We start from the raw sequence: 25,105 nt of genomic DNA, 5'->3' as shown, positions 1-25,105 counted from the left end.
ATGGCGAAACTCACCCTTAGCCTGGCCTGCACCGCCTCGGACCGGACACGACCGATTCTCGATGGTCGAGTCTCCATCCCCGGGGTCGAGATAATTGGTTTACCAGGCGAACCGGAAGAGATCTTCCGCCGCGCCCTTCGCGACCGCGCCTTCGACATCACCGAACTGTCGATGGCAAGCCACATCACCACGACCGCCCGGGGCGACAGCGCCTATGTCGGCGTGCCGGTCTTTCCGTCGCGCGCGTTCCGGCATTCGGGCGTCTTTGTGAACGCCGCCGCCGGCATCGCGGCGGCCGAAGATCTGAAAGGGCGCCGGATCGGGTTGCCCGAGTACCAGCAGACCGCCGCGATGTGGATGCGGGGCATCCTTGCCGAACACCACGGGATCGCCCCATCCGATGTGGAATGGGTGGTCGGCAGCCAGGAGGTTCCGGGGGGCACCGAACGAGTGGCCATCACGCTGCCCGATCATATCCGGATGCGCCGGATCGCGCCGACCGAGACGCTGAACGGACTTCTGGCATCCGGCGAGATCGACGCGCTGATCACACCCCGTCCGCCGTCAAGCTTTCTGTCAGGCACCGGGTCGGTCGTGCGGCTTTGGCCGGATTACCGCAGCGCCGAGATCGCGTTCTACAAGAAGTCGGGGTTCTTCCCGATCATGCACTGTATCGCGATCCGGCGCGAGCTCGCCCAGGACAATCCCTGGCTTCCGGTCGAGATCTTCCGCGCCTTCTCGGCGGCCAAGGCGATCGCCTTGGACGAGGTGCAGCGGAACAATTTCCTGCGCGTTTCGCTTCCCTGGATCGCGGCGCATTACGACGAAACCGTTGGTCTTATGGGTGCGGACCCCTGGCCCTATGGCTTTGGTCGCAACCAGAACGAACTGGACGCCATGACCCGCTTCGCGCACCTCGATGGGCTGACATCGAGGCCACTGCCTGCGCGGGATCTCTTCCATCCAAGCACGCTGGACCTCGTATCCTAGGACCCGCGCGACCGAGCGAGCCTAGCGCACCCAAAAAGAGGCCCGCCCCGCTTAGAAGGCTGTTCGCCCTGAAGCAGGCTTTCCCGCCAGATCGAGGATCAGGGGATCCGCCGGAGTAGCAACCACGCGAGAAGATCGTCGCGACACATCGGCGGGTGACGGTGGTGTCGCAGGACCGGGCGGCGCCGGAAACGGTTGCCAGCGCGAACGCTATCACGACAGGCGACAACGGCGCTCCCGCGGGACGTCGGGTGGGCAGTGAACCTTACCCACGTCGAGCGGATCTGGCGGTGAAATTCTCTACAGCCTGGTGAACGCAAGAAGCATCCTCGGGAACTTGCGGCAGCACTACACCACGACGCACCCGTACATCGGATTGGGTTATCGGCCTCGAGCTCCCGAAGTCATTTCGCAGCCGGCTTCGCCGGTCACACCAGCCGATGCGGCAAGACCGGTCATGCACCGGGACCGAAAGCGGACCATTCGAACGAGGCAAGCCAATCGAACTCGATGGAATGCTGCTGCAAACACCGAACGAAGCATGGCCCGCCAGTGCGGCGGGCCTTGATCAAGCGGCAAGTTCGCTAAAGTTGGTTGCGGGGCTCGCTTTGGATACTGTTTGCCGATGGTCGCGTCAGCGCTGAGACTTGACACATCCAGCTACGCTGGCCCCGCGGGTTGAGCGCCTCAACAGATCAAGAGGATGGCAACGTCCTGCGGAAAACGGACCTTGGGCAAATCGAGTTCGAGGTCCGGTGTCCAGGTTTTTCGAACCAATGCAGATGCAGCAAGATCCGTTGTGCCGTAGAGGGTGTGAGGCACTGGGATCGATCCTTGTCACGCGGACTTGGGTGTGCCGGGCGCGAAGTTCCTGATACTGATGATCCGGGCGCATCCGCCCAGTAATTGGGTCGCTACGAAGAGAGCAGCATTTGGATTCGAGGCGTGATGGCAACCAGCGCCCCCAGGACATCCGGGGGCTCATCGTCGACAATGCGGTGTCGCTGAGCCTCATCGCCATCGTCATTGCCCTTGCCTACCAGGTCTTTGCACCGATGTTCCCCGCGATTCTCTGGGGATTGCTCCTGGCCGTTATCTGCGCCCATCCCTACGAGCGGCTGGTGAGCCGCCTTCGCGGACGCCGGCTGGTGGCAGACATCGTCTTCGCCTTCCTGCTTCTGATGGTTCTCCTGCTCCCGGCGCTTTTCTTCGCATGGGAACTGATCGGTCACTTCCCGGTCGCCGCAGACTGGTTCGAGACGATGTCTGCCGCTCCGGTTCCCACGCCGCCGGAATGGCTCGTCAACCTCCCGGTCGTCGGAGCGTCCATCGAATCCGCCTGGGGCGTGGCCGAGACGGACATGGGAAGCCAGATCCCGGGGATCGCGTCGCATCTCTTGGGCGTGGCCACCTGGGCGACGAGCCGGATCGGGACGTTCGGCGCATTTCTGTTCGAGTTTCTGCTGGGCGCGATCGTCGCGCTGTTCATTCTCCACAATCGCTTCGCCGTCCGGGCGTTCCTTGACCGGTTACTTACGCGCATCGGGGGAAAGTTCGCCGGCAGCCTCTTCGTGAATGCGCTCGAGACCACGCGCAACTCGTTCGCGGGGGTCATCTATGCAGCGACTGCCCAGACGCTTCTTGCCGGGATCGGGCTCTATGTCGCCGGTCTTCCCGCCATCATCCTCTTCGCCGGGTTCACGTTTCTCCTCGCGTTAATCCAGATCGGCCCCATCGTCGTCCTGTTCGTGGCCTCGGCCATCCTGATCTGGGAGGGTTCGTATCTGACGGCGGCGCTGCTCGCGGCGTGGTTCTTCGGTGCCGTCATGACGGTCGACAACCTCATCCGTCCGTACTTCAGCACGCACGGTACGGACCTTCCAGGGATCATCGCGTTCATCGGGACGGTCGGTGGCTTCCTCACCTGGGGACTGATCGGCGTCTTCCTTGGGCCGGTGCTGACCGCGGTGATCTACGAGATGCTTCTCGCCTGGATGGCCGCGGACACCGAGGACACATGATATCGGCGGCGACCGGTTCACGACAAAAGCTGTTGCTACGGTACCCTACCTCGGTCCGTCACCCCCAGGGGTGACTACTCAGTCGGGCAAAGCGGACGTGGATGAGATCCCGCCCAAAGTCTGGAGTGCGGGACAACGCGGCTGCTGATAGGGCTACATCTTGATCGGTCCGCTTCCACATCTCGGGATCGGGCGCCCGCGATCCGCATAGGCAAAGAACATGACGATTTCTTCCGGCGCAGGAGCGTCCGGGACACATAGGGTCATGGTATCGAAATGATCGAAAGACCATGGATTGTCCTTGTGACCGAGCGGCAGATCGATCGATGCGCCAACAGGCCCGACTTTCACGTTAGAAGGTATGACGGCTTCGCCGCCGCCTGCGACTGCTCTCATCGGTGCGCCCAATCGAGGGTGGATCACGGCGCCACCGTGCTCCATGTCGCCAGAGACCCCGACGATTGCGGCCTTGCCATACGAAACCGGCGGACGGTTCAGCAAAGCAATCGCCTGTTCAGCAAGCTTCTGTCCCAGTTCGGCCCCGATATCGAACAGCGGGGACAGATCGCGCTCGAAACGCCCCAAGACTGGATTCTTGAAGACCGCCGCGACCGCCACACGTGAAACTGGTTCGCACGGCTCACCGAGCAAATCGGTCTCAATCAGCTCGCGCAGAATTACAGTCTTGCGGGTCTTCACCATCGCAGCCTTCCTCGCCTAGTGATGGCCGACACGATGGGCTCCTATCGCCACAGGGTCGATCCTTTTCTTTGAAAGGAGCGGTGCCCTTTGATTGGGCGCAGCCGCTCCGGGCTCTTTGCCGTCGTCTGACCGAAAGACTCATATGACCGCTTCGTTGGGCAATGCGGACCTCTAGCAGATCACCGGCGAGGTCTGCTTCGCCCGACACAGCAGTCATCTGACGAGAAGACTCGGTCGTCGACTTCGAGCCCATTTTGGCGATTTTCTGTCTCACGGCGAATGCCCGGTTTCGAACAACTGACCAAATAGCGGCCGAAATTTCTGCCCTGCTGTGCTTTCGAAACAGCAGGGCTATTGGCAGCGCCCCACTGCATCGATTGCAATGATCTTCCGATCGCAGGAATTGGCGTGGCACCATTTCAGCGGCGCAAGCCGATGTCTCTGAGGAAATGCTCATTGGCGTAGCGAAGGTCGACGTGGGAGTTTAGGCGCGGCCCGAAGAAAGACTTCACGAGCGTCGATAGACTGCGCAGAGCGCGTGCGAGCAGCGAGGTCGGAGCTTGGGTCTGCGGCGGCGCCGAAAGATCGGTCATGTCGGGTATCCTTCTGAAGAACTTGCCGGAATGGCCGGTTTGTGAAGCTAGGTTGGCAGCCAGAAGGTTGCATGTCCTGAAACAGCCCGAACCGTTCCGAAGACTTCGGAAACGTTCGGAATGACCGGCAGATTTCTATGTTGACGCCTATGGCTTGAAGGCAGCCACACGCGGCGATGGCCCGAACCCAAAGGGCTGGCTGGCTTGGTTACGCCCGTGCGGCAACCGCACGCGCGTCAAGGTCGCGAACGAGGCGCCGAAAGCGAGGGAGATCGCGCAGGGCGTCGAGGTCGTTATCCTGTCCGACCCAGACCGAGAAGGTGACGGGGTCGACCCGCGTCAGGCACGCTTCGAGCGTATCGAGTGCGGCCTCTGTTTCACCAAGCAGCGCCATTGCGCAAGCAATGTTGTAGTCAATGCTTGGATCATCGGGATCAACGGCCTTGACCCGCCGAGCCCATTGCTTGGCGCGTTCGGCTTCTCCCAATTTCGCAAAGGCACCGACCCCGCTGATCAACGCGTAGGAATCCGACGAGTTCTCTGAAAGCACGCGTTCCGCCCGCACGAGCGTGCGGCGGGCTGAGTCCAGCACCTTCGCATGCTGGCCTGTTGCCCTGTAGCACATCGCGAGATGGGAGGTCGCCGCCAAATCCGCTTCCGAAAGCTCGGATGCGCGTTCCCAGTGCGCGATGGCATCGGCGTGCCGCCCGGTCTGAAAACACGAACGGCCATAGAGAAAGCGCACGTCGTAGGACTCCGGGTCGAGTTCAAGCGAGCGTTCGTGAAGCTCGAAAGCCTCGTCGAAGCGTCCAAGACCGGCGAGGACAAAGGCTTTGGCCGCAAGTGCCTCGGATAGATCCGGATTCAGAGCGAGGGCGCGTTCAGCCGCGTGCAGGCCATGGTCATCCGAGGCCGAAAGGGCGTGAAGCCCCGTCTGACTGATCGCAAGAAGCGCCCATGCCAGATCATACTTGGGGTCGATTTCAAGCGCCTTTTGAGCGAGGCGGCGCGCAATTGCGAAATTCTGCCTGTCCAAGCGTGTGTGGTGATAGCGCGCTTGCAGATAGATTTCATAGGCTTCGGGGTTGTCGGTCGGGCGCGACTGGATTGCCACGCGCTCGGACGGGACAAGCCTGACCCTGAGTGCTGTGACGATGGCTTCGGCAATCTGATCCTGGAGATCGAAGATGTCGGTCAGGTCGCGGTCGAAGCGATCCGCCCAGATCGGATGCCCCGTCGCGCCGTCAACAAGTTGGGCGTTGAAACGTATCCGACCACCGGCCTTGCGCACGCTGCCCTCGACTACATGGGTCACACCCATGCTTTGGGCTGTCTGCGCAACGTCGATGGCTCGGCCCTTGAAGGTGAAGGCCGTGTTTCGGGCGACGACGGACAAGGCGGCGACTTTGGAGAGATCGGTGATGATGTCTTCGCTGATGCCGTCGGAGAAATACTCCTGATCGGGATCGTTCGAGGTGTTGGTGAAGGGGAGGACAAGGACTTTGGGGAAAGCGGTTTTGCGCTTGTCGGCGTCAGGGGCAGGGACAAGCGTGTCTTCCTCTACAGGGAGCACGAACTGGTAGCCCCGGCCAGGTATCGTTGCCAGCGCCTTGGGGCCGAGCACCTTTCGCAAGGCCGACACATGAACGGTCAGGTTGCTTTCCTCAACTGCGATGTTCGGCCAGATGGCGTCGAGGATCTCTGCCTTGGTCAGGACACGATGACGGTTCGCGACCATGAAGCTCAGCATGTCGAAAGCTCTGGCGCCCAGGGGCAATTCGATACCGTCGCGCGTCAGTTTGCGCTCTTCCGTCACCAGGAGGAAATCGCCGAAGCGGAATGATGACAATGATTTCACGCCCGGCTCCGCCTTCGATTTTCCGTAGTATGAGTCTGGCATAATAAATCCGAACGTGCCGGAGCTTCCTATCAAATTTCGGTGCCTGATGCTCTTTCAAGCGAGCGTTCATCTGTGCCAACCGCAGTATCCGCCGGCAAAAAACGGGCGTTGGAGCACAGAGCAGCAGACCTCTCTTGTCCGACCTTGGTGCTCTTCGCGGCATCTGCTGCAAGTCGAAAGCTGCCATTGATCGTTCAGGTTGCACCGTCCGCTTTGTCCGCAAAGCGGACGATCAAAGACCACGGCAGCTAGCTGCGGAAAGCGGACCTTCGTCGGATTTCGGTTAAGGTCCCGTGTACGAAGCCCTGCTGTGGTCGCGGCTGCCGCTGCCAGTCAGATGCAACTTCCACCAGGGCCGTTTCCGACGATCATGGAGTCTCGCTATGTGATCTGCGTCATGTCGCTATAGCCGAGCTCCCTCAGAAGCCATTCCGCCCGCTCGATATGTGTCCGCGCGACACCAAGCTACTTCTCCGGTCTCGCCCGCGTCTCGGGAGAGTTTGCCGAGGGGATCTCGGCCTCGAGTTCGGTCGATTTCCTGCGAAGACTTGCGACAACCCGTTCGATATGGCCCGGCTTGATCTTGCTCGCCTTATCCGGACTCTTCCGGATCGGACCGCCCCGTAGGCTCTCCGTCGATTGGTGAACCCTGGGTAGACCGCCCCTCAAGTCGCGCTCATCTGAAAGTGCCCTCATCCGACAACCGCCAGCAAGCCCCTTGACCGATAAACACAATCTGTCACGCTCACATTCAACCATCACGATTTCGTGGTTTTGGCCCGGAGAGGATGAATGAGGCTCCATGAATTTCAGGCTACACGGAAAAGCATGTGTTCACCTGGTGCGGCGCTCATCTTCCTTGGGCTGGCCGGGACGTCCGCGGCCGTGGCCGATCCGCTGGCTTCGAACAACGGATTTTATCCCGATCAGGCGGCCTATAACGGGCCGTTGAACATCGCCAACCTCGATTATCCCGACACTGCTCCGACCGAGCACTGGTTACCGGGCGGCGGCGTGCTGAACGGGCCTCTGACGCAGGACACGGCGCTGAAGTACATGACAGCGCTGAAGGATTACCTCGAACCATCGATGCGGGCCCTGATCGACACGCCTGAGAAATGGGACGCTCGCGCCGCAGGCTGGTACGACATGGTCTGGATTGGTGCGAGTGACGGCGGCGACCCGACGTCGGGGCGCGAAGCCATCATGAACACCTACGGTGGGCAGATCGTGCCATCGGACAGCTGGTCGTCCCCCTACAAGCCGACCACGCAGTGGATGCAGAATTACGGCGTGATCTACTATGATGAGTTGGCTGCCAGCATGCTGGGCGAGGTCTGGGCCGACGTCTACGAACCCGATCTTGGACAGCTCAACTTTCCTCCCGGATCCATCGTGGTGAAGGCCGAGGCCGCCACTGTGCAGCCGGACCAATGGCCTTCGCCTGACACCGGATCGGTGCTGAAGGGCGCCGCCGAGTGGACTGTGTTTCGCCCCACGACGGATGCGCAGAAGGCGCATCAAGCCGACCCTTCTCTACCGCTGGAGAACGTGGTCCAGACGATCTATCCGTTTCAGCTGGCGATCAAGGTGAAGGATCCCGTTGCGGCGCCTCAAACCGGGTGGGTCTACCTGGCCTATGTCTATGATGCGCGTCAGGCGGGCACCCCCTGGGACAGGTTCCTTCCCGCCGGCGCCATGTGGGGCAACGATCCCGCCGCCGCTACCCGACCCAACGGCCTGCCCGAAAGCGGCGGTCTGACCGAAACCTGGCTGAACCCCGACGCCCCGCCCTTCTTCGCCGATACGCTGGGCTGGGGCGGTCGGCTGGCGGCGCCGATGGACGTTGCAGTGCGTCATGACGTGATCCTGCCTTCGGGCGCGCGCTTCATGGGGGCCGATGGATTCCGCGCGTCCTCCTGCCTCAGTTGCCACGGCACCGCGGAGTTTCCCTTCACCGTCAACCTGTACCCGTCGCCCAACCGCACCTTCCCGCCCGATGGCGCGCCGTTCCCGATGTTCCAGCCCGGCTCGGAGAAATGGGCCGAGTGGTTCCAGAACCGGCCCGGAAAGGTGCCGCAGTCGAGCAATATCGGCGGGATCGCGCTGGACTACGACCTCAGCACGATGTTCGCCCTGGGAGCTTGGGCCGCGGCCACCGGGCAGGAGGCGCACGCCTTCGAGAGGTTCCATGTCCACCACTGAGTCCCAGATGGCCACCGCTTCGGTCGACCTGCCGACCGAGGCCGGATCTGTGGAGTACCGCGGCGTCACCGTGGTCATGGCCGATCTCGTCTCTTCGACCATGCTGATGGAAACGCTCGGCCCGGAACCGTATGCCTTGCTCCTGCGCCGCTTCCACGCCGCCTGCACCGACGCCGTCCGCGCGCGCGGCGGCGTGATTGCGCAGTACCAGGGCGACGGGATCATCTGCTACTTCGGCTTCCCTGTCGCGGCGGAGGACGATGCCTGCCGCGCGGTGGAAGCCGCGCTCGATATAGCCGGCGCCTTCGCTGCGGGCCGCGACGGCCACATGATCAAGACCCGGCTTGGCGTGAGTTCCGGTACTGTGATGCTGCGCGCCGACGGCGACCAGTTCGGCGCCAACTCGGTGGGCGCCTGTATCAACCGCGCCGCACGGTTGGAGGCGTTGGCCGAACCGAGCACGGTGCTGATCTGCGAAGACACGATGCACCTTGTCGGGCGAATGTTCCACCTGCGCGACCTGGGCGACCACAAGCTTGCGGGTTTCAGCAAGCCACAGCGCGTCTACCAGGCTTTGCGCGCCCGTGGCGGGATGAGCACCCGGTTCGAAGCGCTGCGCGGTCACCGAAGCGGCCCGCTGATCGGCCGGTCCACCGAACTGCAACAGCTGGGAGAAGTGTTCCGCACCGCCCGCACGGAAGGCGGGCGCAGCGTGATCCTTGCCGCTGGCCCGGGCTTCGGCAAGTCACGACTGGTATCGGCCTTTCTGCAGGACGAAGCCGCGGCAGGTGCGCCGAGCTTTGTTCTGCAATGCGCGCCCGAACACACGGGCACAACCCTCTACCCGGTGCGGCGCTACCTTGAATGGCTGGCCGGCGCAGCGGGCGGCGACGATCTGGCCGCGCGCCACGCCAAGCTGAAGCGGCTTATCAGCCAGATTTGGGGCGCCGACCCAGCGGAAATCGACCTCCTTCTAGACCTGCTCAGCCCGCTGGGTGCCGAACGTCCGATGGACGCAAGCGAGTCGATCCCGCTGCGGCGCGGCCGTGCGCTGACCCTTCTGGCGAACAAGATCTTCGCCTCGGTCTCGGGCAGCGGCGCGTTTGTCGTGGTGATCGAGGATGTGCACTGGATCGACCCAACCTCTGCGCAGTTCGTCGACGTGCTGATGGGCGGCGTCGGCCCTCACCCCGGACTTATCGTGCTGACGACGCGGCCCGAGCCGCCCTTCGGGAACGGCTGGCCGGAAGCCACCCTCATGACGCTTGCCCCGCTGGACGAGAGCGAGGCACGGGCGCTGGCGCTCGAGGCTTTGGGAGACGCCACTGCGGCCGACGAGGGCGAGATCGACGAACTGATCCGCAAGAGCGAGGGCATCCCCCTGTTTCTGCTGGAATACGCCGAAATGCTGCGCACCACCGAACCACGGGCGCCCGGCTCGATCCGGGTTCCGCTGTCGCTGGGCGGGATGGTGCAGGCGAGGCTCGACCGGTTGACCCCTGCGGAGCGGATTTTCGCCCGCGTTGGCTCCGCCCTCGGGCGCAGCTTCGACCCGGCGCTGGTGGGGCACATCGTCGGGCAGGGCGAGGGCACTGCGAAGGCGGCGACGGAGGCGCTGTTCGCGCAGCGTCTCGCCTATCCGTCGGTTGGCACGCAAGGCTCGGACAGCGTGACCTTCAGCCATGCGCTGATCCGCGACTCCATCTACGGGAACATGACCTCTGACGGGCGACGGCTTGTGCATCAGTCGATCGTGGAGGGTGTTCAGTCTCTGGGCCGCGGCATCGAAGATCACTTTCTGGCCAATCACCTGGCCCGCGCGGGCCGCCCGGCAGAGGCTGTGCCGCGTTTCCTGTCCGCAGCGATGGCCGCTGCCGGCAAGGGCGCGGCGGGCGAGGCGCTGAGCCATCTGGACGCAGGACTGGCCTGCCTCGCCGACCTGCCCGCCGACACCGAGCGCGACCTGCTGGAGCTTCAGCTTCTCGCGGTGCGAGGACCAACGCTGATGGTCACGCAAGGACCGGGCAGCGATTCCTTCGGGGCCTGCCAGGCCCGGGCGATGGAACTGGTTGAAGCTCTGAATTTGGAAGCCGAGATGATCCCGGTGATCTTCTACACGGCCGAACATGCCTGGGCGGTGGCCGACCTGGACCGGGCCGAGAGGCTGGCCGAAACGGTCATCGAGATCGATCGTCGCGCGCCGTCCGATGCCGCCCACATGGCGGGGAACCTGCTGCACGGAATGGTCGCGTTTCATCGCGGCGACAATGCTCGGACGGCTGAAACCCTGGGCCGTGTCATCGAGCGCCACGATCCCGATTTGCATGGCGCGCTTTACGCGCATTTCATCAAGGAATTCGGCGTTTTCGGCCACTTCTACCGGGGGCTCGCCCGCACCGTTCAGGGCGAGTTCGAGGAAGGCCGCGCGCTGGCCGAGGGGGCCATCGCAGTGGCCGATCACCTGAAGTTCCCCCACGAACGCGGCTTTGCCCTGCTGGCGCGGTTCAACACGGCTCTGCTCCGGGGGGATGTGGACACCGTTGCTGCCGCCAGCGCCGAGGCGCGCGATTTCTCCATCGCGCAGGGTTTCCCCGAGTTCGTAGCGATGGCCACCTTCGCCCACGGCTGGAGTGTGGCGCGGCGCGGCGATGTCGTCGAAGGGATCGCTCAGATGGAGACGGGCTTCGCCGCATGGCGTCAGACAGGATTCACCTGCTGGCAGTCGTTCTTCGCGGCGGTCCTCGCTCCCTTCCACGTTGAGCAGGGATCGGAAGACACCGCTGGGTCGCTGGTGGAGGAGTATCTGTCCCTGATCGACTCCACTGGGGAAGATCAGTTCCGAGCACCGTTGCTGCTTGCCCGCGCGATCGTGGAACGCGCCCGCGGCGAGGCGGCTGCTGCCGCGGCGTCGGCCGCCGCTGCGCGCCGCGTGGCTGAAGCGCAGGGAGCGGTGCTCTGGCGGCAGTGGGTTGATGAGGCGTTTCCGGCCGTACTGCCCGGTACGGCATAGGCAGGAAGCGACCGGCATGAACGACAGCGACCTCGGCATTCTGCGCGAAGCCTCGGGCACACGGGCGGAAACCCGTCTTGTCGCTACCTCGGTCGAGACCGGGCGGACGCGGCTATCAGCGGCCGATGTCGCCACGCGGTCGCAAAGCGCGTTCGACCGTTGCGCCCGCGTGGGCCTGCCCCAGGCCCGCCACGTCGTTGACGAGATGACCTATCTGGATTTCCTGACCACCCAGGTCGTCGACTGGGATCCAACCGAGATCGCCCAGCTGAAGCTGATCGTCGCGGCGCTGCGGCCGGTCTTCGCCGGGATCGACATGAGTGTTCCGAAGGTGGTCTATCTGGTGAAGACCACCGGCCGGGAAGAGGCGGCGGCCGCATATACGCGTCACCTGGACACCATCGTCCTGCCTGCCAACATGGTCGCCTCGCTCCGGGTGCCGCCGCCCGGAGGCGACGATCTGCATCCGGCGCAAACCACGGGCTATCTTGCCGGCATCCTCACCCACGAGCTTTTCCACATCCTGTCGAAGAACAACCCGGCCGCCCGCGCACGGCTTTATGCCGAACTGGGCTTCCGGGAACTGGCGGCGCCGCTTGTCCTGCCAGACGACCCGGCTCCATGCGGGCTGCCCTACTCCGCGCTGAAGATCACCAACCCCGACGCACCGTGTCTGAACGTGTGGATCGACCTCGTGCCGCCCGACGGGACTGCGGCGGTGCCGATGATGCCGGTGCTGATGTCGCGCAGCCCATACGAAGGCGGCGCGTTCTTCGCGACGCTCGAGTGGGTCTTTCTGGAACTCGACGGCACAATGAACGGCTGGCGCCGCGGTGCCGATGGGCAGTTGCGCCTGCACCCCTCGGCTGCGCTGCTGTCGCAATACTTGCGGCGGGTCGGACGCAACCTGACCGAGGAGATATTCCACCCCGACGAGATCCTGGCCCAAAGCTTTGTTATTGCCGCCCAGGAGCCCAGCCTGCCGCTGCTGGAACAGCTATCCTTGATGATCTGGCCCGGCCGCAGGACCGATTCCTGAGTTCGTCCGACCGCCGCAGGCGATACTGTCGCGCACGGGATGGTGAGCCGCTCGGTTCCCGGGCAGGACACTAAACGCTGTGCCCCCAGCTGCCGTTCCGGGGAATTTGTCCAAGGACTTGTGTGCGCACTGACCTAAGGGTTTTCCTGTATCCAACAGCAATTGATCCGGCGACCACCATGCCCTGTAGGAATTAGTCATAGGGTCTTGACCCCCAGATCCCGCCCTTTCGAACGCCAGCTTCCGCTTCTCGCAGCTATGTGCCCTGTTGATGTCCGCCACTCGTGGATCCCAGACGGGGCAGCTATCTGCGGTTAGCGGACCTTGGACGGACCCCGAGGAAGGTCCGGTTTGCGGACGAAGCGGTCATTCAAGCGTCGTCCGGTCAACAGGCTGTGGATTTCTGGAAATGATGAATGCGTTCTTGCGCGCCTCGCTTACACGGCGATGTCTTACGTGGTTCTCGTGGTCGAATAGGGCCGCAAGACCGGATGCCGGGCCAGCCAAAGAGCGCACGCTCCGGCTGATCATCGCTTGAGCAAGGCCGCGTCGAAAGAACGGCCGACCGGTTTCCCGCTATGAGCGCGCGGTGTCTCGCCGTATGATGGCCCTATACTTGGTCAACACGGACCCGCCTTTGCTGAGGAGTTTCATCATGACCCAGATCATTCAAGTCGCTGCCATCGCTCTTGCAACAGTTGGCACCGGTGCGGCGACGATGTCGGTTATGAAAGAAGACATCCCCGACCTGCAGGTGCCCGAAGGCAACTGGTCATCTGTTGGCGCCCTTGATGGCCGGTCATTCGAAGTCCTGGGTGTGGACACGGAAAGCGGCGCGGTGCTTGAGGACTTGCTCATCTTCCGCGACGGGAAGTTTCAATCCGTCGACTGCCAGAACTATTGCGATTTCGGCTGGTCCGATTACCAGACCAAGGAAATCGAAGGCGTGATCCACTTTACCGTCCGCACGGTTTGCGCGGACGCACCGCACACCGTCGTTTTCTACGGGCAAGTTGATGGGGATGACATCACTGCGGACGGGACTTGGACTACCCGCCGCTGGTACTGGACAAACCAGATCGTTCTGACGGCCACTGGGAAAGCGGCGCCTGCCGGGACAGAAAGCGCCGAAGGCTGAGGTATCCTACTTGAATTCGGCAAGCGCGTCGCTTCGCACGATTGTTCTGCGGGTCGTTGTTCTCATCGCAATCTTGGTTCTGGCAACATGGGGCGCGCACGCTATTAGAGATGCGTTGAACCTGCAGATCCGGCCGGATAACGAACAGCAGGTGCACCGCGCCATCATGTTAGGAGCGGTGGCTTATATCGGCCTTTTAGCGTTGCCTTTTGTGCCCGGCGCCGAGGTCGGGTTAGCGATGCTCGCCGCGTTTGGGGCAGCCATTGCGCCCTTGATCTATGTATGCACCGTCGCGTCAATGATGCTAGCCTTCGCCATTGGGCGTTTCCTGCCAACCGGTTTGCTAGGGCGCCTTTTGTCGCTTCTAAGGATGCGCCGCGCGGCCGCGCTTGTCGCCCGCGCCGCTCCGCTGTCGCAGGAGGATCGACTTGCGATGCTTCTCGATGGTCAGTCGAAGCGCGCCTTCAGCCTTGCGCTGCGATACCGCTATGTCGCTCTGGCTCTGGCCGTGAACACACCGGGCAACTCCGTGATTGGCGGTGGCGGCGGCATCATGATTATGGCGGGTCTCAGCGGAATCTTCTCGCCGTTGGCGACTCTCCTGACCATCGTGCTTGCCGTCTCGCCTGTTCCCTTCGCCGTGATGTTTCTTGGGTTGCAAATTTGATTGCGGAAAGTGACTACTCTCATGCGCCACTGAAGAGTCTGCTGCCACGGCCAAGGCCCGCTTTGGGCTACAAGGCGACAACCGACTCTTTCTCTCAGATCACCGCTGTGTCGGGCGAAGCGGACGGTCACAGACCACGGCAACTATCTGCGGAAAGCGGACCTTGGGCATTCCAAGGGTGACGTCAGACACCAGAATCAAAGCTGTCATTCCGACGAAACTCTGGTCAGGCTGCATTCGGCCTAAAGAGGTCATTCGTCTGCGGATGACGAAGGTCGGCAGTGGGGAACTTGACGCGGCGATCCCTTACTATCTCGGGGGTCGAGACCTGCACAGGCGCCGAAACGAGGCGGTCGCGTCACGAAGGAACCCTGAAGCTTCGATGAAATCGGAGGCCGATGACCGCAGAAAACACGCCCGGACGGAAGCGCCTGGCCTCCCCGGGACCTGTCCGGTTGTCTCGCGGCTCGCCGGTGACTCTTGTAAGCCCCGAACCCTGCGTGCCGCTCAGGCCGCGAGGCCTGCCTTCATGTGGCTCATCCGCCAGAGAGCGCGCTCCGCCTCGGCTAAGGGCGCAAAGGAGGTCGCCTCGACGTCCCGCGCGGCGTAATCCGGCCAGCCTTGCCGAAGCCGGTCGCGCCAGCGTTCGAGAGCATCGCCGTCCCCGAGTTGGGCGTAGGATAGCGTCACGAAGAGTTGCATCCACCGCGACGGCTCGGGCATCCACTCGACCGCCGCGGCAGACTCCCGGAACCGGTGCACGAAGAAGTAGGCCACGGCTTCGGCATCCTTCCAGATTGATGCCGGATCGAGGCGTTTCGCCCGGTCCACAAGTGCGGCCGCTCGCCTTGACTGTCCGAGCCACGGGAGCACGAGTTCGCCCGCGAACGCCATAATCTCGGGCAGCCACGGCGCGAGAGCGAGCGCTCGGTCCATCTCGGCAAGCGCGGCGTCCCACGTCCGAGTGTACATGTGGTAGTCAGCAAGGGCGGCGCGGGCGAAGGTGTAGTTGCCATCCGCGGCGACCGCTTTCGTTGCCGCCTCCTCCCATCGCGCGGCATCGTCCCGCAGCGACGGACCGAAGCCGGCCCAGACGCGTTGCCCGTAGAGGCGCGCGAGTTCCGCCCACGCCATAGCGGAGCGGGGCTCGATGGCCAGGGCGCCCTGCACGAGGTCGATCGCGGCGTCATTGCCCTCCGGACTCCAGAGCCATCGGTGCTCGTTCGCCAAGAGGACGAGTTCGAAGGAGCGAAGGTCAGCCTCCGGCTTTCGCGCAGCCGCCTCCCGCGCCGCGTCGCGGATCTCGCCGAAGGTCGCCGCGGCAATCTGGTCGCCGAGATCGTCCCGACCGTGGCCGATACGTGAAGTCGGGTAGTCGTAGTCCGCAGACCACAAACGCGCGCCGCTTGTAGCGTCCACGAGCCACACCGTCGCGCGCACGCCTACGGATTTCCGGACCAGTGCGCCCCTTAGGATGAACCTCGAGCCAAGACCGGTTTCCCTGGACGGCGGATCGGTCCCGGCACCGCGGAGTGATGAGGTTATGCCCGTGTCGATCACCGTGATGAGACGCGTCCCCGCCAGGGCACCTGCTACCTGCAGCCACAGATCCCCGGCATACCGCGCGAGCGAAACATCGCCGGTCTCTGTAAGAAACCGTGGAATGCTGAGGACCACGCTGTCCCCGTACACCGAGGCCCCCGTGGCACTTGGTGCGGGCGCCGGTGACCGGAACCGTGCGGCGATATTTCCGACGCCGATCAGCAGCATCGCCGAAGCCCCGACCGTAATGGCCTGCCTGCGTAACAGCGAGTTCGTGTCGTACAGAGGTGCGTCTGCGGTCACCGGCTCGACCTGCGCATTACCATCTGTCCCGAGCGGGCCTGATCCCGGCTGGGTCCGCCGTTCCAGCAGGGATGAAGGCGCCAAGATCGGCCTGTCCAATCCTGCCGCGCCGAAATCGAAGAGGTAACCACGCCGATGGACAGTCCGGAGCAGGGTTCTGCCCGCCGAACCGAGGGCGCGCCGGACCTCGTGGACGCATTGCGTAAGGGAATCCTCGGTCACGGTAACATCTGGCCAGATCGTCGAAAGGAGTTCGTCCTTCGACACAACCCGGCCAGCGTTTCGTACGAGATGGGACAGGAGCGCGAAGGACTTCGGTCGCAGCGGGACATCGACCTTGCCGAATAGAAGTCGCCCGCGGACGACGTCGAGTGTGAAGCCGGAGAAGCAGATCGGAGCGTGAGTTTCCTGGGTCAAGGTCGCCCACTCCACTTCCGGTGAGTTGCACGACAGGATGATATCATTGGACACTCCCTTCTCCAAACACAACGGCGCGACGTCTTCCGCTGCGACAGGCGGGTTAGCACCGCGCCGAGGCGCAGGCTTTCAGACAATTCTCAGGGAAATCTCAGGACACAGCAGGGCGGCCGCCTGAACATGGGAATCTCAGATCCGGTCGTCCGTGCAACGGTCAAGGGGATCACAAATGCTTTTTGCCGCCATTCTGATTCCTCCCTCAGTGGTCCATTCTTGCGCCCCGCTCACAGCCGAGCACCGACAGTTCCGGCGTCCGCCGCGAAGGCTTCCTGCCACGGGGGCCGGACCAAGGTGGGTGCAGCCCTTGATGCTGACCGCGCGGACATTCGTCGCGGCGATCGCGCTGGGTGGGGCCGCTCCCGCGGCGGCGACCTGCGCCGATGTGGCGCTGGTTTTGGCGCTCGACGCCTCGGGCAGCGTGAAGGATGACGAGTACTTCTTACAGCAACAGGGCTATGCCCGGGCGTTCCGGTCCCCGGGTGTCCGGGCGGCGCTCGCCAATGCCGGAATCGTGGACATCGGCGCGGTTGTGTTCAGCGACTCGGTGCGGGACTTGCAGATCATGCCGATGACGAGGCTCGTCAGGGGAGCTGGCGCCGACGATTTGGCGCGGCACCTCGAGACAATACCACGTCCCGTTCGCGGCAACACCGGTATCGGCAACGCGATAGCGGCGGCGACCAGACTCCTCGACGCTCCCGGCGTCTGCGCCTACCGCCGGATCATAAACCTGTCTGGCGACGGTCCCGAGTCGATGGCGCCGCGCAAAAGAACCGCGGTGTCCACGGCTGATGCGCGCTTGCGCGCCGAGGCGCTCGGAATCACGATCAACGCGCTCGCGATTGCGCGAGAGGTTCCCGACCTTGGCGAGTGGTATCGGACAAGGTTGATTGCCGGCCCCGGAGCGTTCGTCATGGAGGTGGAGAGCTTCGAGAGCTTTGCCGCCGCGATCGAAATCAAGCTCCTGCGTGAGATTAGGCCCGAAACTCTCGCGGCGCTGCAATTCGGGCACTAATCCTTAGAAGCCTTCATGCTTGCCGGGCAGTAGGGGCGGGAGCCAGACCTTGGTTGCGCCTTGCCTGAACGTCCGGACCGCTGATCGATTATCAGAAGTAGCTTTCTATCACTGTAGGAGCGGTGAACCGCGCCCTACGCGATTGTTCCCGTCAAACACAACGAGCTTGCGGACGCGTCCTGCCTGTCCCGCTCTTCGGCGGCCCTGATCCTGAAGGATCTTGTCGATCGCGGAATGATCCGGACGGATTACGGGTCGATCACGATCCTCGACGGAAAGGCGCTCGAGTCCGAACTTTCCGAGCGAACCGCGCTCTCGCGCCCGGGGCCAGCTGATTTCTCGGGCGCCCCTCGGACTGCAAAAGGTGAGAGAGCGGACATTGGGACCGCTTGCGGCGAAGGTCCGTTCACCGCCCATCATGTCGAATGCTGCGCTCAAACCGGAGGTCCGAGAAGGGCACGAAGGAGATATCTGACGCGTTCGCTCAGATGACCGCTGTGTCGGGCGAAGCGGACGTGGTCGAGATAGCCCCTGAGGTCCGGTGTGCGGACAAACCGGACTCGTACAAGTTCGGTTCTTTCTTACGTCAACGCCAGTACTGCTGCGGCTCGGATCCCATTGCTCTTCACTCTTCCTCAAGCACGAAACCGGTTTGGAGAGTCCTTTAGACCGCGAACATCGCTCAGACGGAGTCATCGCTGACGAGACGCATGCCGAGGTGTGCCGGCGGCGTTCCCACGGCACAACCGCCGCGCGCGGGGTCCCGGACCAAGTAGGACATCGCCGCAAGGTGCTCGCCACCCACGAAGAACGCCGGGCACCGATCGGGCGGTGTCCCCGCGGCGAGCCCGTCGTAGCATTCCATCGTCCATTCCCAGACGCTGCCATCGAGATCGGCGATGCCCTCCGGCGAGGTCGAGAAGCTGCCCTGGGCTTTCAGCGCTCGAGGAGCCACGCCCTCGACCAGGTAGCTCGAGGCCCAAGTCAGCGAGGGATCGGTGAAGAGCGGGTCGGATTTCTCTGGCAGAACCGGGGCGGCCATGACTTCCCACTCCTCTGCGGTCGGAAGCCGGAAGGCATGACGGCTTCTCTTGTTGATCCAGGCGACGTATTGCTGAACGTCCACGTAGCTGAGCCCGGTTGCCGGTGTCGTTGCTGGATTCTGATCGGGCCCAGCCCGCAGGCCGAGATAACAGGCGCCGTCGTCCTCGCATCTGTTCCACTCGGTCACAGTGACTTCGAATTTCTGCACGTAGACCGGACTCCCGTCCGGCATGACGACCGCCCGTTCGGCCATCTCCGGCAAGAACGCCGGGTCCGGGCCGCGCTGCGAGAGCGCGGCCCAGGCGATGCCCGCCGCCGCCAGACCCAGCATGGTGAAGCGAAGGATCGTCTTTCCAGGTCTTGTCTCGGGTCTTGCGGCGGCGGACATCTGTCCTCCTCCTCCCTCAGGTTTCGAAACTGCGCGGGGCGACGACCTGCTCCATGAGCGCGTTGTCCCACTGGCCTTCGACCACCACGTGAGCGGTCGCGCCGAGCATCACGCCTTCGATCAGGTTGTGGTTGACGTAGGCGTAGACGCCCGGCTGTTCGAAGGTGTACATCGCCGCCACCGCGCTGCCGCCGCGCACGAACCAGGTCTCCATGTCGTGGAGCGGCGGGTCGGTGAAGGACGATTCCCAGACGTAGTTGCCGTGACCCCCGATCAGGTGCGGGCGCGAGTCCCGGTTCGCCTGGTTGTGGATCATCAGCACGGTCTCGCCGACCTTGGCCCTGATGGCCCCTTCCCCGGTCAGGGCGCCCACCGCGCCGTTGAAGACCGAATGCGTCGGGATCAGCCCGCGCATCGCCTCGAGACTGTCGGCATAGTCGTCGCCGGCGGCCTCGAAGGTGCGGTAGTCGCCGTTTTCGTCCTTGGGCAGGTAGTAGTCCTGCTCGCCGAAGTAGGCGATGCTGTCGTAGCGAAGCGGGTTGCCGTTCCTGTCTTTCAGCCCGTCGCGCGGCAGCACCATGATGGCGCCGTTCATGCCGTGGGTGACGTGATAGGGGATCATGTCGCCGCCCGGCGCACAGTGATAGGTGAAGCAGCCCGGCTTCGTCGCTTTCCAGCGCAGGACGCATTCCTCGCCGGGATAGACGTGGGTCAGGCCGCCGCCGCCGAGAGCGCCGGTCGACGCGTGGAAGTCGATGTTGTGCTCCATCATGCTCGACGCGGGGTTGCGCAGGGTGAGTTCGACCATGTCGCCCACGTGCACGATGATCAGCGGGCCGGGGACGGACCCGTTGTAGGTCAGCGCCCAGATGCTCGCGCCGTTGTCCTCGTCGACGACCATCAGCCGCTCTTCGGTCTCGAGCGTGATCTCCACGATCTTCGGGTCGCCGGTCGCGACCTGTTCATGGACGGGTGCGAAGGGCGGGGGAACGAGTTGCTGCTTTACGCGCGTGTAACCCGACAGGTTGGCGGGCTTGGCGTCGCTGGTGGCGTTCTGCGGGTCGGCGGCCTTGTAGAGCCGCGCGGACGCCGCGTTCACGCCGTTCAGCCTGGGCATCCGCGGTGCCGACATCGCGCCGGCCCCGGTCATGGCGGCGGCGCCGGCGAGCATGGTGCCGCGCAGAACGTTGCGGCGGCTGGTCTTGCTGAGGCCGGGATTGAAGGCTCTGGTCATGGGTTCCTCCTTCGGGGATGTGGGACCGGCGACGGGCGCGGTGCCCGCCGACCGTTGGATGGGGTTTAGAGACTGGCGAGCTGCGCCTCGAAGCGCGCCTTTGCTTTTGGCGGCACGCGGCCTTCGAGGAAGCCCTCGGGGACGGTGGCGTCGCCGACGGCGATGGTCATCACCATGCCCATCGCAAAGTGCGGCTTGCAGATCACGCCGTAGACGCCTTCGATCTCGAGTGTGATCTCGATCTCTTCGTTGATCTTGCCCTTGAAGGCTTCGGCGCCGGCGGGGGCCATGCCCGCGTTGATCTCGGCATTGTGGCCCTTGTCGGCCGCGACGAACCTGATCGTGTCGCCGGGCTGCGCCTCGATGAAGGCGGGCTCGAATACCATCCGTTCGCCGTCGGTGCCCTTGTTGAGCATCCGGACCTCGAAGGTTTCGGCGAACGCGGCGCCCCCTATCAGGACGGCGACGGCGAGTCCGGTTGCAACAGTGCGAAGCATTTTCCTCTTCCTTTCAGATCGCGATGTTCGTCGAGGCACAGAATACTCCTCCCAGCGCGCGGGAATTTGCGCTTCCACAAACTCGCGACCGGTTTTCCCGGGGACGTCCTGCCGCCATTTGCGTTGGCGTTTTCGGCTGCATTCGTGGCACAAGTCGGACGTGACCGACCTGGCCCCGCGAAAGATCCTGCCGCGGCTCGACGAAAGCCTGCTGACGCACCTTCCCCCGTTCTCCAGGCTGGAGCGGCCGCAGATCCGCGCGATCCTCGATCAGGCCACGTCGCGGAGATACGACGAGGGGGTCGCGATCTTCGACGAGGGCGCGCCAGCGGAGCGGTTCTTCATGCTGCTCGACGGCTATGTCCGCGTCGTCCGCATCACCCCGACCGGTGAGCGGGTGGCGGCCCTACACATACCGTCCGGTCAGTTGCTGGGCATCGCCAGGGCGATCGGCCGCGAGACCTATCCAGCCACCGCCGTCACGGCGACCGAGTCCATCGTCCTGAGCTGGCCGACGCGGCTCTGGGACAGTTTCGTCGCCGACTACGACGGTTTCGCGACCGAAACCTACAGGACGCTGGGGAACCGCTTCGGAGAGATCCAGAACCGCGTGGTGGAGATGGCGACCCAGCAGGTCGAGCAGCGCGTGGCGAACGCGCTTCTGCGGCTGATCCATCAGACGGGCCGCAAGGTCCCCGACGGGATCGAGATCGACTTTCCCATCACGCGGCAGGATCTGTCCGAGCTGACCGCGACGACGCTGCACACCGCGAGCCGTCTTCTGAGCGCCTGGGAGAAGCAGGGCCTCGTGGAAAGCAGGCGCAAGCGGATCAAGGTCCTCGACCCGCACGCGCTGGTCCTGATCTCGCAGCCGAAGTCCGATCTATGATCGGGCCGCTTCGGCGAGCTCGGCCATGAACGCCGCTTCGTCCAGCCCGTATTCCGCGCAGGCGTCGCCGACCGTGTGAAACGGGCCGACGAGACAGCCGACGCAAAGCATCCTGCGGCGCACAAAGACGGGGATCGTCGACGGCCAGCGCGTCATCAGGTCCGCCAGCGGCATGTCAGGATCGTCGGGCCAGGCGTTTCGCATGTGTCTCTCCCAGGACACCCAGACTAAACCCCTCAAAGCGGCGGGACGTTGTGCTGGCGCAAACTTCGCTACCGGGCGCAGCGCTGGGGATCAGCCATCCCGGGTTCAAGGAGAACGACCGATGGCGGGGCTCCTAAGAAATCCGTGGGCGCGTACACGCTGATGAACACGACCAAGTACGGGTGCTCGGCCTCCCGGAACCGCGGCGCCTGTTCCAATCGCGCCCTGATCACGCGGGAAGAGATCGAGGAGCGGGTCCTGGACGGACTGCGCGAGCGCCTGCTGCACCCCGATCTGATCGCGGAGTTCGTCGCAGAGTATCAACGAGAGTGGAACAGGCTGCAACAGGATGAGATTGCAGAGCGCGTCTCGGTCGAGCGTGAACTCGCGGACGTGAAGCGTAAGATCGACACTATTATCGACGCCATCGAGAATGGCATGTTCCATCCGACGATGAAGGATCGCATGACCGACCTCGAAGATCGAAAAACAGGTCTCGAGCGCCGCATCGAGGATCTGAAGCCAAAGGAGAACCTGGTGCGGCTCCATTCGGGCCTCGCCGAGGTCTACCGCCGCAAGGTGGCGGACCTGGCCGCCGCGCTGAATGCCGAGGGCATAAGGATGGAGGCGGGAGAGATCCTTCGGAGCCTCATCGACGAGATCCGACTGCACCCAGAAGATGACGGCCACGCCATTGAGATCGTGGGAGATCTCGCCGGAATACTATCGCTGTGTGAGGCCGAAACGAAAACACCCCGGCGCGGTAACGCCGGGGTGTCGGATTCGGTGGTTGCGGGGGTAGGATTTGAACCTACGACCTTCAGGTTATGAGCCTGACGAGCTACCGGGCTGCTCCACCCCGCGCCAAAGATGGCCTCATGGCGTCGAATAACGTGTATGAGGCAGCATCGCAGAAGAGAGATACGGCATGTTCCTCACTAGGTTTGGCGGTGACCTACTCTCCCACGTCTTGAGACGCAGTACCATCGGCGCAACGGCACTTAACTGCCGAGTTCGGGATGGGATCGGGTGTTTTGCTCGCGCTATGACCACCAAACCAAGAGAAGAACATGCTCCAAGTCGACACTGTAGTGTGCTTTCGATCAGTCGAAGTCTGGCTTCCACTGAGTCAAATCAAGCCTATCGGGCAATTAGTACCGGTCAGCTGAACGCGTCACCGCGCTTATACCTCCGGCCTATCGACGTGGTGGTCTTCCACGGCCCTCAGGGATACCTTGTTTTGAGGGGGGCTTCCCGCTTAGATGCCTTCAGCGGTTATCCTTTCCGATCATAGCTACCCTGCACTGCTGCTGGCGCAACAACAGGTCCACCAGTGGATCGTTCACCCCGGTCCTCTCGTACTAGGGGCAACTCCTCTCAAGTATCCTACACCCACGGCAGATAGGGACCGAACTGTCTCACGACGTTCTAAACCCAGCTCACGTACCTCTTTAAATGGCGAACAGCCATACCCTTGGGACCTGCTCCAGCCCCAGGATGAGATGAGCCGACATCGAGGTGCCAAACGGTGCCGTCGATATGGACTCTTGGGCACCATCAGCCTGTTATCCCCGGCGTACCTTTTATCCGTTGAGCGATGGCCCTTCCACTCGGGACCACCGGATCACTATGGCCGTCTTTCGACTCTGCTCGACTTGTCAGTCTTGCAGTCAGGCTGGCTTCTGCCATTGCACTCAACGAGCGATTTCCGACCGCTCTGAGCCAACCATCGCGCGCCTCCGTTACTCTTTGGGAGGCGACCGCCCCAGTCAAACTACCCACCACAGAGGGTCCCGGATCCGGATAACGGACCGCGGTTAGACATCAAGCAAAGCAAGGGTGGTATCTCAAGGGAGGCTCCACAAGGACTGGCGTCCCTGCTTCAAAGCCCACCACCTATCCTGCACATGCTTGGCCTGATGCCAATCTGAAGTTGTAGTAAAGGTGCACGGGGTCTTTCCGTCTAACCGCGGGAAGCCTGCATCTTGACAGGCAATTCAATTTCGCTGAGTCGATGTTGGAGACAGCGGGGAAGTCGTTACGCCATTCGTGCAGGTCGGAACTTACCCGACAAGGAATTTCGCTACCTTAGGACCGTTATAGTTACGGCCGCCGTTTACCGGGGCTTCAATTCGGTGCTTGCACACCTCCTTTTAACCTTCCGGCACCGGGCAGGCGTCAGACTGTATACGTCGTCTTGCGACTTCGCACAGCCCTGTGTTTTTAGTAAACAGTCGCCACCCCCTGGTTTGTGCCCCCAGCCACTAGTTGCCTAGCAACTGGGCCTCCTTCTCGCGAACTTACGGAGGTATTTTGCCGAGTTCCTTCAACATCGTTCTCTCAAGCGCCTTGGTATGCTCTACCAGTCCACCTGTGTCGGTTTAGGGTACGGTCTGATGGAGGGCTATTTCCAGGAACCTCTAAGCTGCCCCTCCAATCCGATAAGGAAGAACAACCCTCGAGATCCGTCACATCCTCCTGGCCCAGGAATATTAACCTGGTTCCCATCGACTACGCATTTCTGCCTCGCCTTAGGGGCCGGCTTACCCTGCTCAGATTAGCTTTAAGCAGGAACCCTTGGACTTTCGGCGACAGGGTCTCTCACCCTGTTTGTCGCTACTCATGTCATCATTCTCACTTCCGATCTCTCCACCGGATGCCTCACGGCCCGGCTTCACAGAAAACCCCGCGCCTCCGTAATGCCCGAGGACACTAAAGAGGCATGGAGTTATATCACGGAACGCTCCGCTACCACGTGCATTGCTGCACATCCTAAGCTTCGGCTCGTGGCTTGAGCCCCGTTACATCTTCGCCGCAGGACAACTTAGCTAGACCAGTGAGCTGTTACGCTATCTTTAAAGGATGGCTGCTTCTAAGCCAACCTCCTGGTTGTTTTGGTCGTCCCACATGCTTTCCCACTTAGCCACGAATTAGGGGCCTTAGCTGTAGGTCAGGGTTGTTTCCCTCTTGACGACGGACGTTAGCACCCGCCGTCTGTCTCCCGGATAGTACTCTACGGTATTCGGAGTTTGCTTAGGATCAGTAAGGCTGTGGGCCCCCATTACCCATGCAGTGCTCTACCCCCGTAGGTATTCGTCCGAGGCGCTACCTAAATAGCTTTCGCGGAGAACCAGCTATCTCCGAGTTTGATTGGCCTTTCACCCCTAGGCACAGTTCATCCCGATCCTTTTCAACGGATGTGGGTTCGGCCCTCCAGTACGTGTTACCGTACCTTCAGCCTGACCAT

18 protein-coding genes, 1 tRNA gene, 2 rRNA genes and 1 pseudogene (1 of these 22 running past the window's edge) are annotated in these 25,105 nt (G+C 62.9%); 10 read left to right on the top strand and 12 right to left on the bottom strand.

Annotated features, from left to right (window positions below):
- Positions 1 to 990, top strand: a complete 990-nt coding sequence (locus tag ACRDNQ_RS09960) for an ABC transporter substrate-binding protein (protein ID WP_431828490.1) — start codon at positions 1 to 3, stop codon at positions 988 to 990.
- A 932-nt stretch (positions 991 to 1,922) separates the two neighbouring features.
- On the top strand, positions 1,923 to 3,011 hold the full coding sequence (locus ACRDNQ_RS09955; RefSeq protein WP_431828489.1) for an AI-2E family transporter: 1,089 nt from the start codon (positions 1,923 to 1,925) through the stop codon (positions 3,009 to 3,011).
- 153 nt (positions 3,012 to 3,164) lie between these two features.
- On the opposite strand, the gene ACRDNQ_RS09950 is transcribed toward ACRDNQ_RS09955, so the two are convergent.
- The 3 genes from ACRDNQ_RS09950 to ACRDNQ_RS09940 all read right to left on the bottom strand — a co-directional run bounded on the left by ACRDNQ_RS09950 (position 3,165) and on the right by ACRDNQ_RS09940 (position 6,164).
- Positions 3,165 to 3,713, bottom strand: coding sequence for an amino acid synthesis family protein (locus tag ACRDNQ_RS09950; protein WP_431828488.1), 549 nt, complete (start codon positions 3,711 to 3,713; stop codon positions 3,165 to 3,167).
- 419 nt (positions 3,714 to 4,132) lie between these two features.
- Positions 4,133 to 4,306: a hypothetical protein gene (locus ACRDNQ_RS09945; RefSeq protein WP_431828487.1), complete on the bottom strand. Its 174-nt coding sequence runs from the start codon at positions 4,304 to 4,306 to the stop codon at positions 4,133 to 4,135.
- A 208-nt stretch (positions 4,307 to 4,514) separates the two neighbouring features.
- The gene (locus tag ACRDNQ_RS09940; RefSeq protein WP_431828486.1) at positions 4,515 to 6,164 is read right to left on the bottom strand and encodes a TPR end-of-group domain-containing protein; all 1,650 of its coding nucleotides are present in this window, start codon (positions 6,162 to 6,164) and stop codon (positions 4,515 to 4,517) included.
- 834 nt (positions 6,165 to 6,998) lie between these two features.
- On the opposite strand from ACRDNQ_RS09940, the gene ACRDNQ_RS09935 reads away from it, so the two are divergent.
- The 5 genes and pseudogenes from ACRDNQ_RS09935 to ACRDNQ_RS09915 all read left to right on the top strand — a co-directional run bounded on the left by ACRDNQ_RS09935 (position 6,999) and on the right by ACRDNQ_RS09915 (position 14,265).
- Entirely contained in the window at positions 6,999 to 8,411 is a 1,413-nt protein-coding gene (locus ACRDNQ_RS09935) for a hypothetical protein (protein ID WP_431828485.1), read from the top strand.
- Positions 8,398 to 9,588 (top strand): annotated as a pseudogene (locus ACRDNQ_RS09930) (adenylate/guanylate cyclase domain-containing protein); the annotation flags it as partial. The gene ACRDNQ_RS09935 and the pseudogene ACRDNQ_RS09930, both read left to right, overlap by 14 nt.
- A gap of 1,849 nt (positions 9,589 to 11,437) precedes the next feature.
- The gene (locus ACRDNQ_RS09925; RefSeq protein WP_431828484.1) at positions 11,438 to 12,460 is read left to right on the top strand and encodes a hypothetical protein; all 1,023 of its coding nucleotides are present in this window, start codon (positions 11,438 to 11,440) and stop codon (positions 12,458 to 12,460) included.
- Between the two features lie 655 nt (positions 12,461 to 13,115).
- Positions 13,116 to 13,598, top strand: coding sequence for a hypothetical protein (locus ACRDNQ_RS09920; protein ID WP_431828483.1), 483 nt, complete (start codon positions 13,116 to 13,118; stop codon positions 13,596 to 13,598).
- A 115-nt stretch (positions 13,599 to 13,713) separates the two neighbouring features.
- On the top strand, positions 13,714 to 14,265 hold the full coding sequence (locus ACRDNQ_RS09915; protein WP_431828482.1) for a hypothetical protein: 552 nt from the start codon (positions 13,714 to 13,716) through the stop codon (positions 14,263 to 14,265).
- A 507-nt stretch (positions 14,266 to 14,772) separates the two neighbouring features.
- On the opposite strand, the gene ACRDNQ_RS09910 is transcribed toward ACRDNQ_RS09915, so the two are convergent.
- On the bottom strand, positions 14,773 to 16,581 hold the full coding sequence (locus ACRDNQ_RS09910) for a winged helix-turn-helix domain-containing protein (RefSeq protein ID WP_431828481.1): 1,809 nt from the start codon (positions 16,579 to 16,581) through the stop codon (positions 14,773 to 14,775).
- Positions 16,582 to 16,894: 313 nt separating this feature from the next.
- Between ACRDNQ_RS09910 and ACRDNQ_RS09905 the strand changes: the two genes are divergently transcribed.
- Both ACRDNQ_RS09905 and ACRDNQ_RS09900 read left to right on the top strand, forming a co-directional pair.
- Positions 16,895 to 17,602: a DUF1194 domain-containing protein gene (locus ACRDNQ_RS09905; protein WP_431829109.1), complete on the top strand. Its 708-nt coding sequence runs from the start codon at positions 16,895 to 16,897 to the stop codon at positions 17,600 to 17,602.
- Between the two features lie 141 nt (positions 17,603 to 17,743).
- Complete coding sequence (locus ACRDNQ_RS09900) at positions 17,744 to 18,094, top strand: helix-turn-helix domain-containing protein (protein ID WP_431829108.1); 351 nt, start codon at positions 17,744 to 17,746, stop codon at positions 18,092 to 18,094.
- Positions 18,095 to 18,284: 190 nt separating this feature from the next.
- Here the strand turns inward: ACRDNQ_RS09900 and ACRDNQ_RS09895 are convergent, their stop codons facing one another.
- From ACRDNQ_RS09895 to ACRDNQ_RS09885, 3 genes are all read right to left on the bottom strand, one after another.
- Complete coding sequence (locus tag ACRDNQ_RS09895) at positions 18,285 to 19,034, bottom strand: formylglycine-generating enzyme family protein (protein WP_431828480.1); 750 nt, start codon at positions 19,032 to 19,034, stop codon at positions 18,285 to 18,287.
- Between the two features lie 16 nt (positions 19,035 to 19,050).
- Positions 19,051 to 20,268 carry a copper-containing nitrite reductase gene (gene nirK, locus ACRDNQ_RS09890; protein WP_431828479.1) on the bottom strand — a complete coding sequence of 406 codons (1,218 nt, stop codon included), beginning with the start codon at positions 20,266 to 20,268 and terminating at the stop codon, positions 19,051 to 19,053.
- Positions 20,269 to 20,333: 65 nt separating this feature from the next.
- The gene (locus ACRDNQ_RS09885) at positions 20,334 to 20,765 is read right to left on the bottom strand and encodes a pseudoazurin (RefSeq protein WP_431828478.1); all 432 of its coding nucleotides are present in this window, start codon (positions 20,763 to 20,765) and stop codon (positions 20,334 to 20,336) included.
- 187 nt (positions 20,766 to 20,952) lie between these two features.
- On the opposite strand from ACRDNQ_RS09885, the gene ACRDNQ_RS09880 reads away from it, so the two are divergent.
- Positions 20,953 to 21,654, top strand: coding sequence for a Crp/Fnr family transcriptional regulator (locus ACRDNQ_RS09880; protein ID WP_431829107.1), 702 nt, complete (start codon positions 20,953 to 20,955; stop codon positions 21,652 to 21,654).
- On the opposite strand, the gene ACRDNQ_RS09875 is transcribed toward ACRDNQ_RS09880, so the two are convergent.
- From ACRDNQ_RS09875 to ACRDNQ_RS09855, 5 genes are all read right to left on the bottom strand, one after another.
- Positions 21,649 to 21,858, bottom strand: coding sequence for a DUF1858 domain-containing protein (locus ACRDNQ_RS09875; protein WP_431828477.1), 210 nt, complete (start codon positions 21,856 to 21,858; stop codon positions 21,649 to 21,651). The genes ACRDNQ_RS09880 and ACRDNQ_RS09875 overlap by 6 nt on opposite strands.
- A gap of 105 nt (positions 21,859 to 21,963) precedes the next feature.
- The gene (locus ACRDNQ_RS09870; RefSeq protein WP_431828476.1) at positions 21,964 to 22,548 is read right to left on the bottom strand and encodes a hypothetical protein; all 585 of its coding nucleotides are present in this window, start codon (positions 22,546 to 22,548) and stop codon (positions 21,964 to 21,966) included.
- A gap of 97 nt (positions 22,549 to 22,645) precedes the next feature.
- Positions 22,646 to 22,722, bottom strand: a tRNA-Met gene (locus ACRDNQ_RS09865).
- 78 nt (positions 22,723 to 22,800) lie between these two features.
- Positions 22,801 to 22,915: ribosomal RNA gene (gene rrf, locus ACRDNQ_RS09860) — 5S ribosomal RNA — on the bottom strand.
- A gap of 73 nt (positions 22,916 to 22,988) precedes the next feature.
- Positions 22,989 to 25,105, bottom strand: a 23S ribosomal RNA gene (locus ACRDNQ_RS09855) (it continues 713 nt past the right edge of the window).

It is taken from the genome of Saliniferula longa (genome assembly GCF_050789285.1).
In the GTDB taxonomy this organism is placed as follows: Bacteria; Pseudomonadota; Alphaproteobacteria; order Rhodobacterales; family Rhodobacteraceae; genus CAVPWP01.
The sequence above is the reverse complement of the archived record's forward strand: the minus strand, read 5'-3'. Positions and strand labels throughout refer to the sequence as shown.

What these genes read in the sequence shown, in the direction of transcription:
- ACRDNQ_RS09960 (WP_431828490.1), top strand. Translation starts at nt 1, where the DNA reads ATGGCGAAACTCACCCTTAGCCTGGCCTGCACCGCCTCGGACCGGACA.
- ACRDNQ_RS09950 (WP_431828488.1), bottom strand. Translation starts at nt 3,713, where the DNA reads ATGGTGAAGACCCGCAAGACTGTAATTCTGCGCGAGCTGATTGAGACC.
- ACRDNQ_RS09945 (WP_431828487.1), bottom strand. Translation starts at nt 4,306, where the DNA reads ATGACCGATCTTTCGGCGCCGCCGCAGACCCAAGCTCCGACCTCGCTG.
- ACRDNQ_RS09935 (WP_431828485.1), top strand. Translation starts at nt 6,999, where the DNA reads ATGAGGCTCCATGAATTTCAGGCTACACGGAAAAGCATGTGTTCACCT.
- ACRDNQ_RS09925 (WP_431828484.1), top strand. Translation starts at nt 11,438, where the DNA reads ATGAACGACAGCGACCTCGGCATTCTGCGCGAAGCCTCGGGCACACGG.
- ACRDNQ_RS09920 (WP_431828483.1), top strand. Translation starts at nt 13,116, where the DNA reads ATGACCCAGATCATTCAAGTCGCTGCCATCGCTCTTGCAACAGTTGGC.
- ACRDNQ_RS09905 (WP_431829109.1), top strand. Translation starts at nt 16,895, where the DNA reads ATGCTGACCGCGCGGACATTCGTCGCGGCGATCGCGCTGGGTGGGGCC.
- ACRDNQ_RS09895 (WP_431828480.1), bottom strand. Translation starts at nt 19,034, where the DNA reads ATGTCCGCCGCCGCAAGACCCGAGACAAGACCTGGAAAGACGATCCTT.
- nirK (WP_431828479.1), bottom strand. Translation starts at nt 20,268, where the DNA reads ATGACCAGAGCCTTCAATCCCGGCCTCAGCAAGACCAGCCGCCGCAAC.
- ACRDNQ_RS09885 (WP_431828478.1), bottom strand. Translation starts at nt 20,765, where the DNA reads ATGCTTCGCACTGTTGCAACCGGACTCGCCGTCGCCGTCCTGATAGGG.
- ACRDNQ_RS09875 (WP_431828477.1), bottom strand. Translation starts at nt 21,858, where the DNA reads ATGCGAAACGCCTGGCCCGACGATCCTGACATGCCGCTGGCGGACCTG.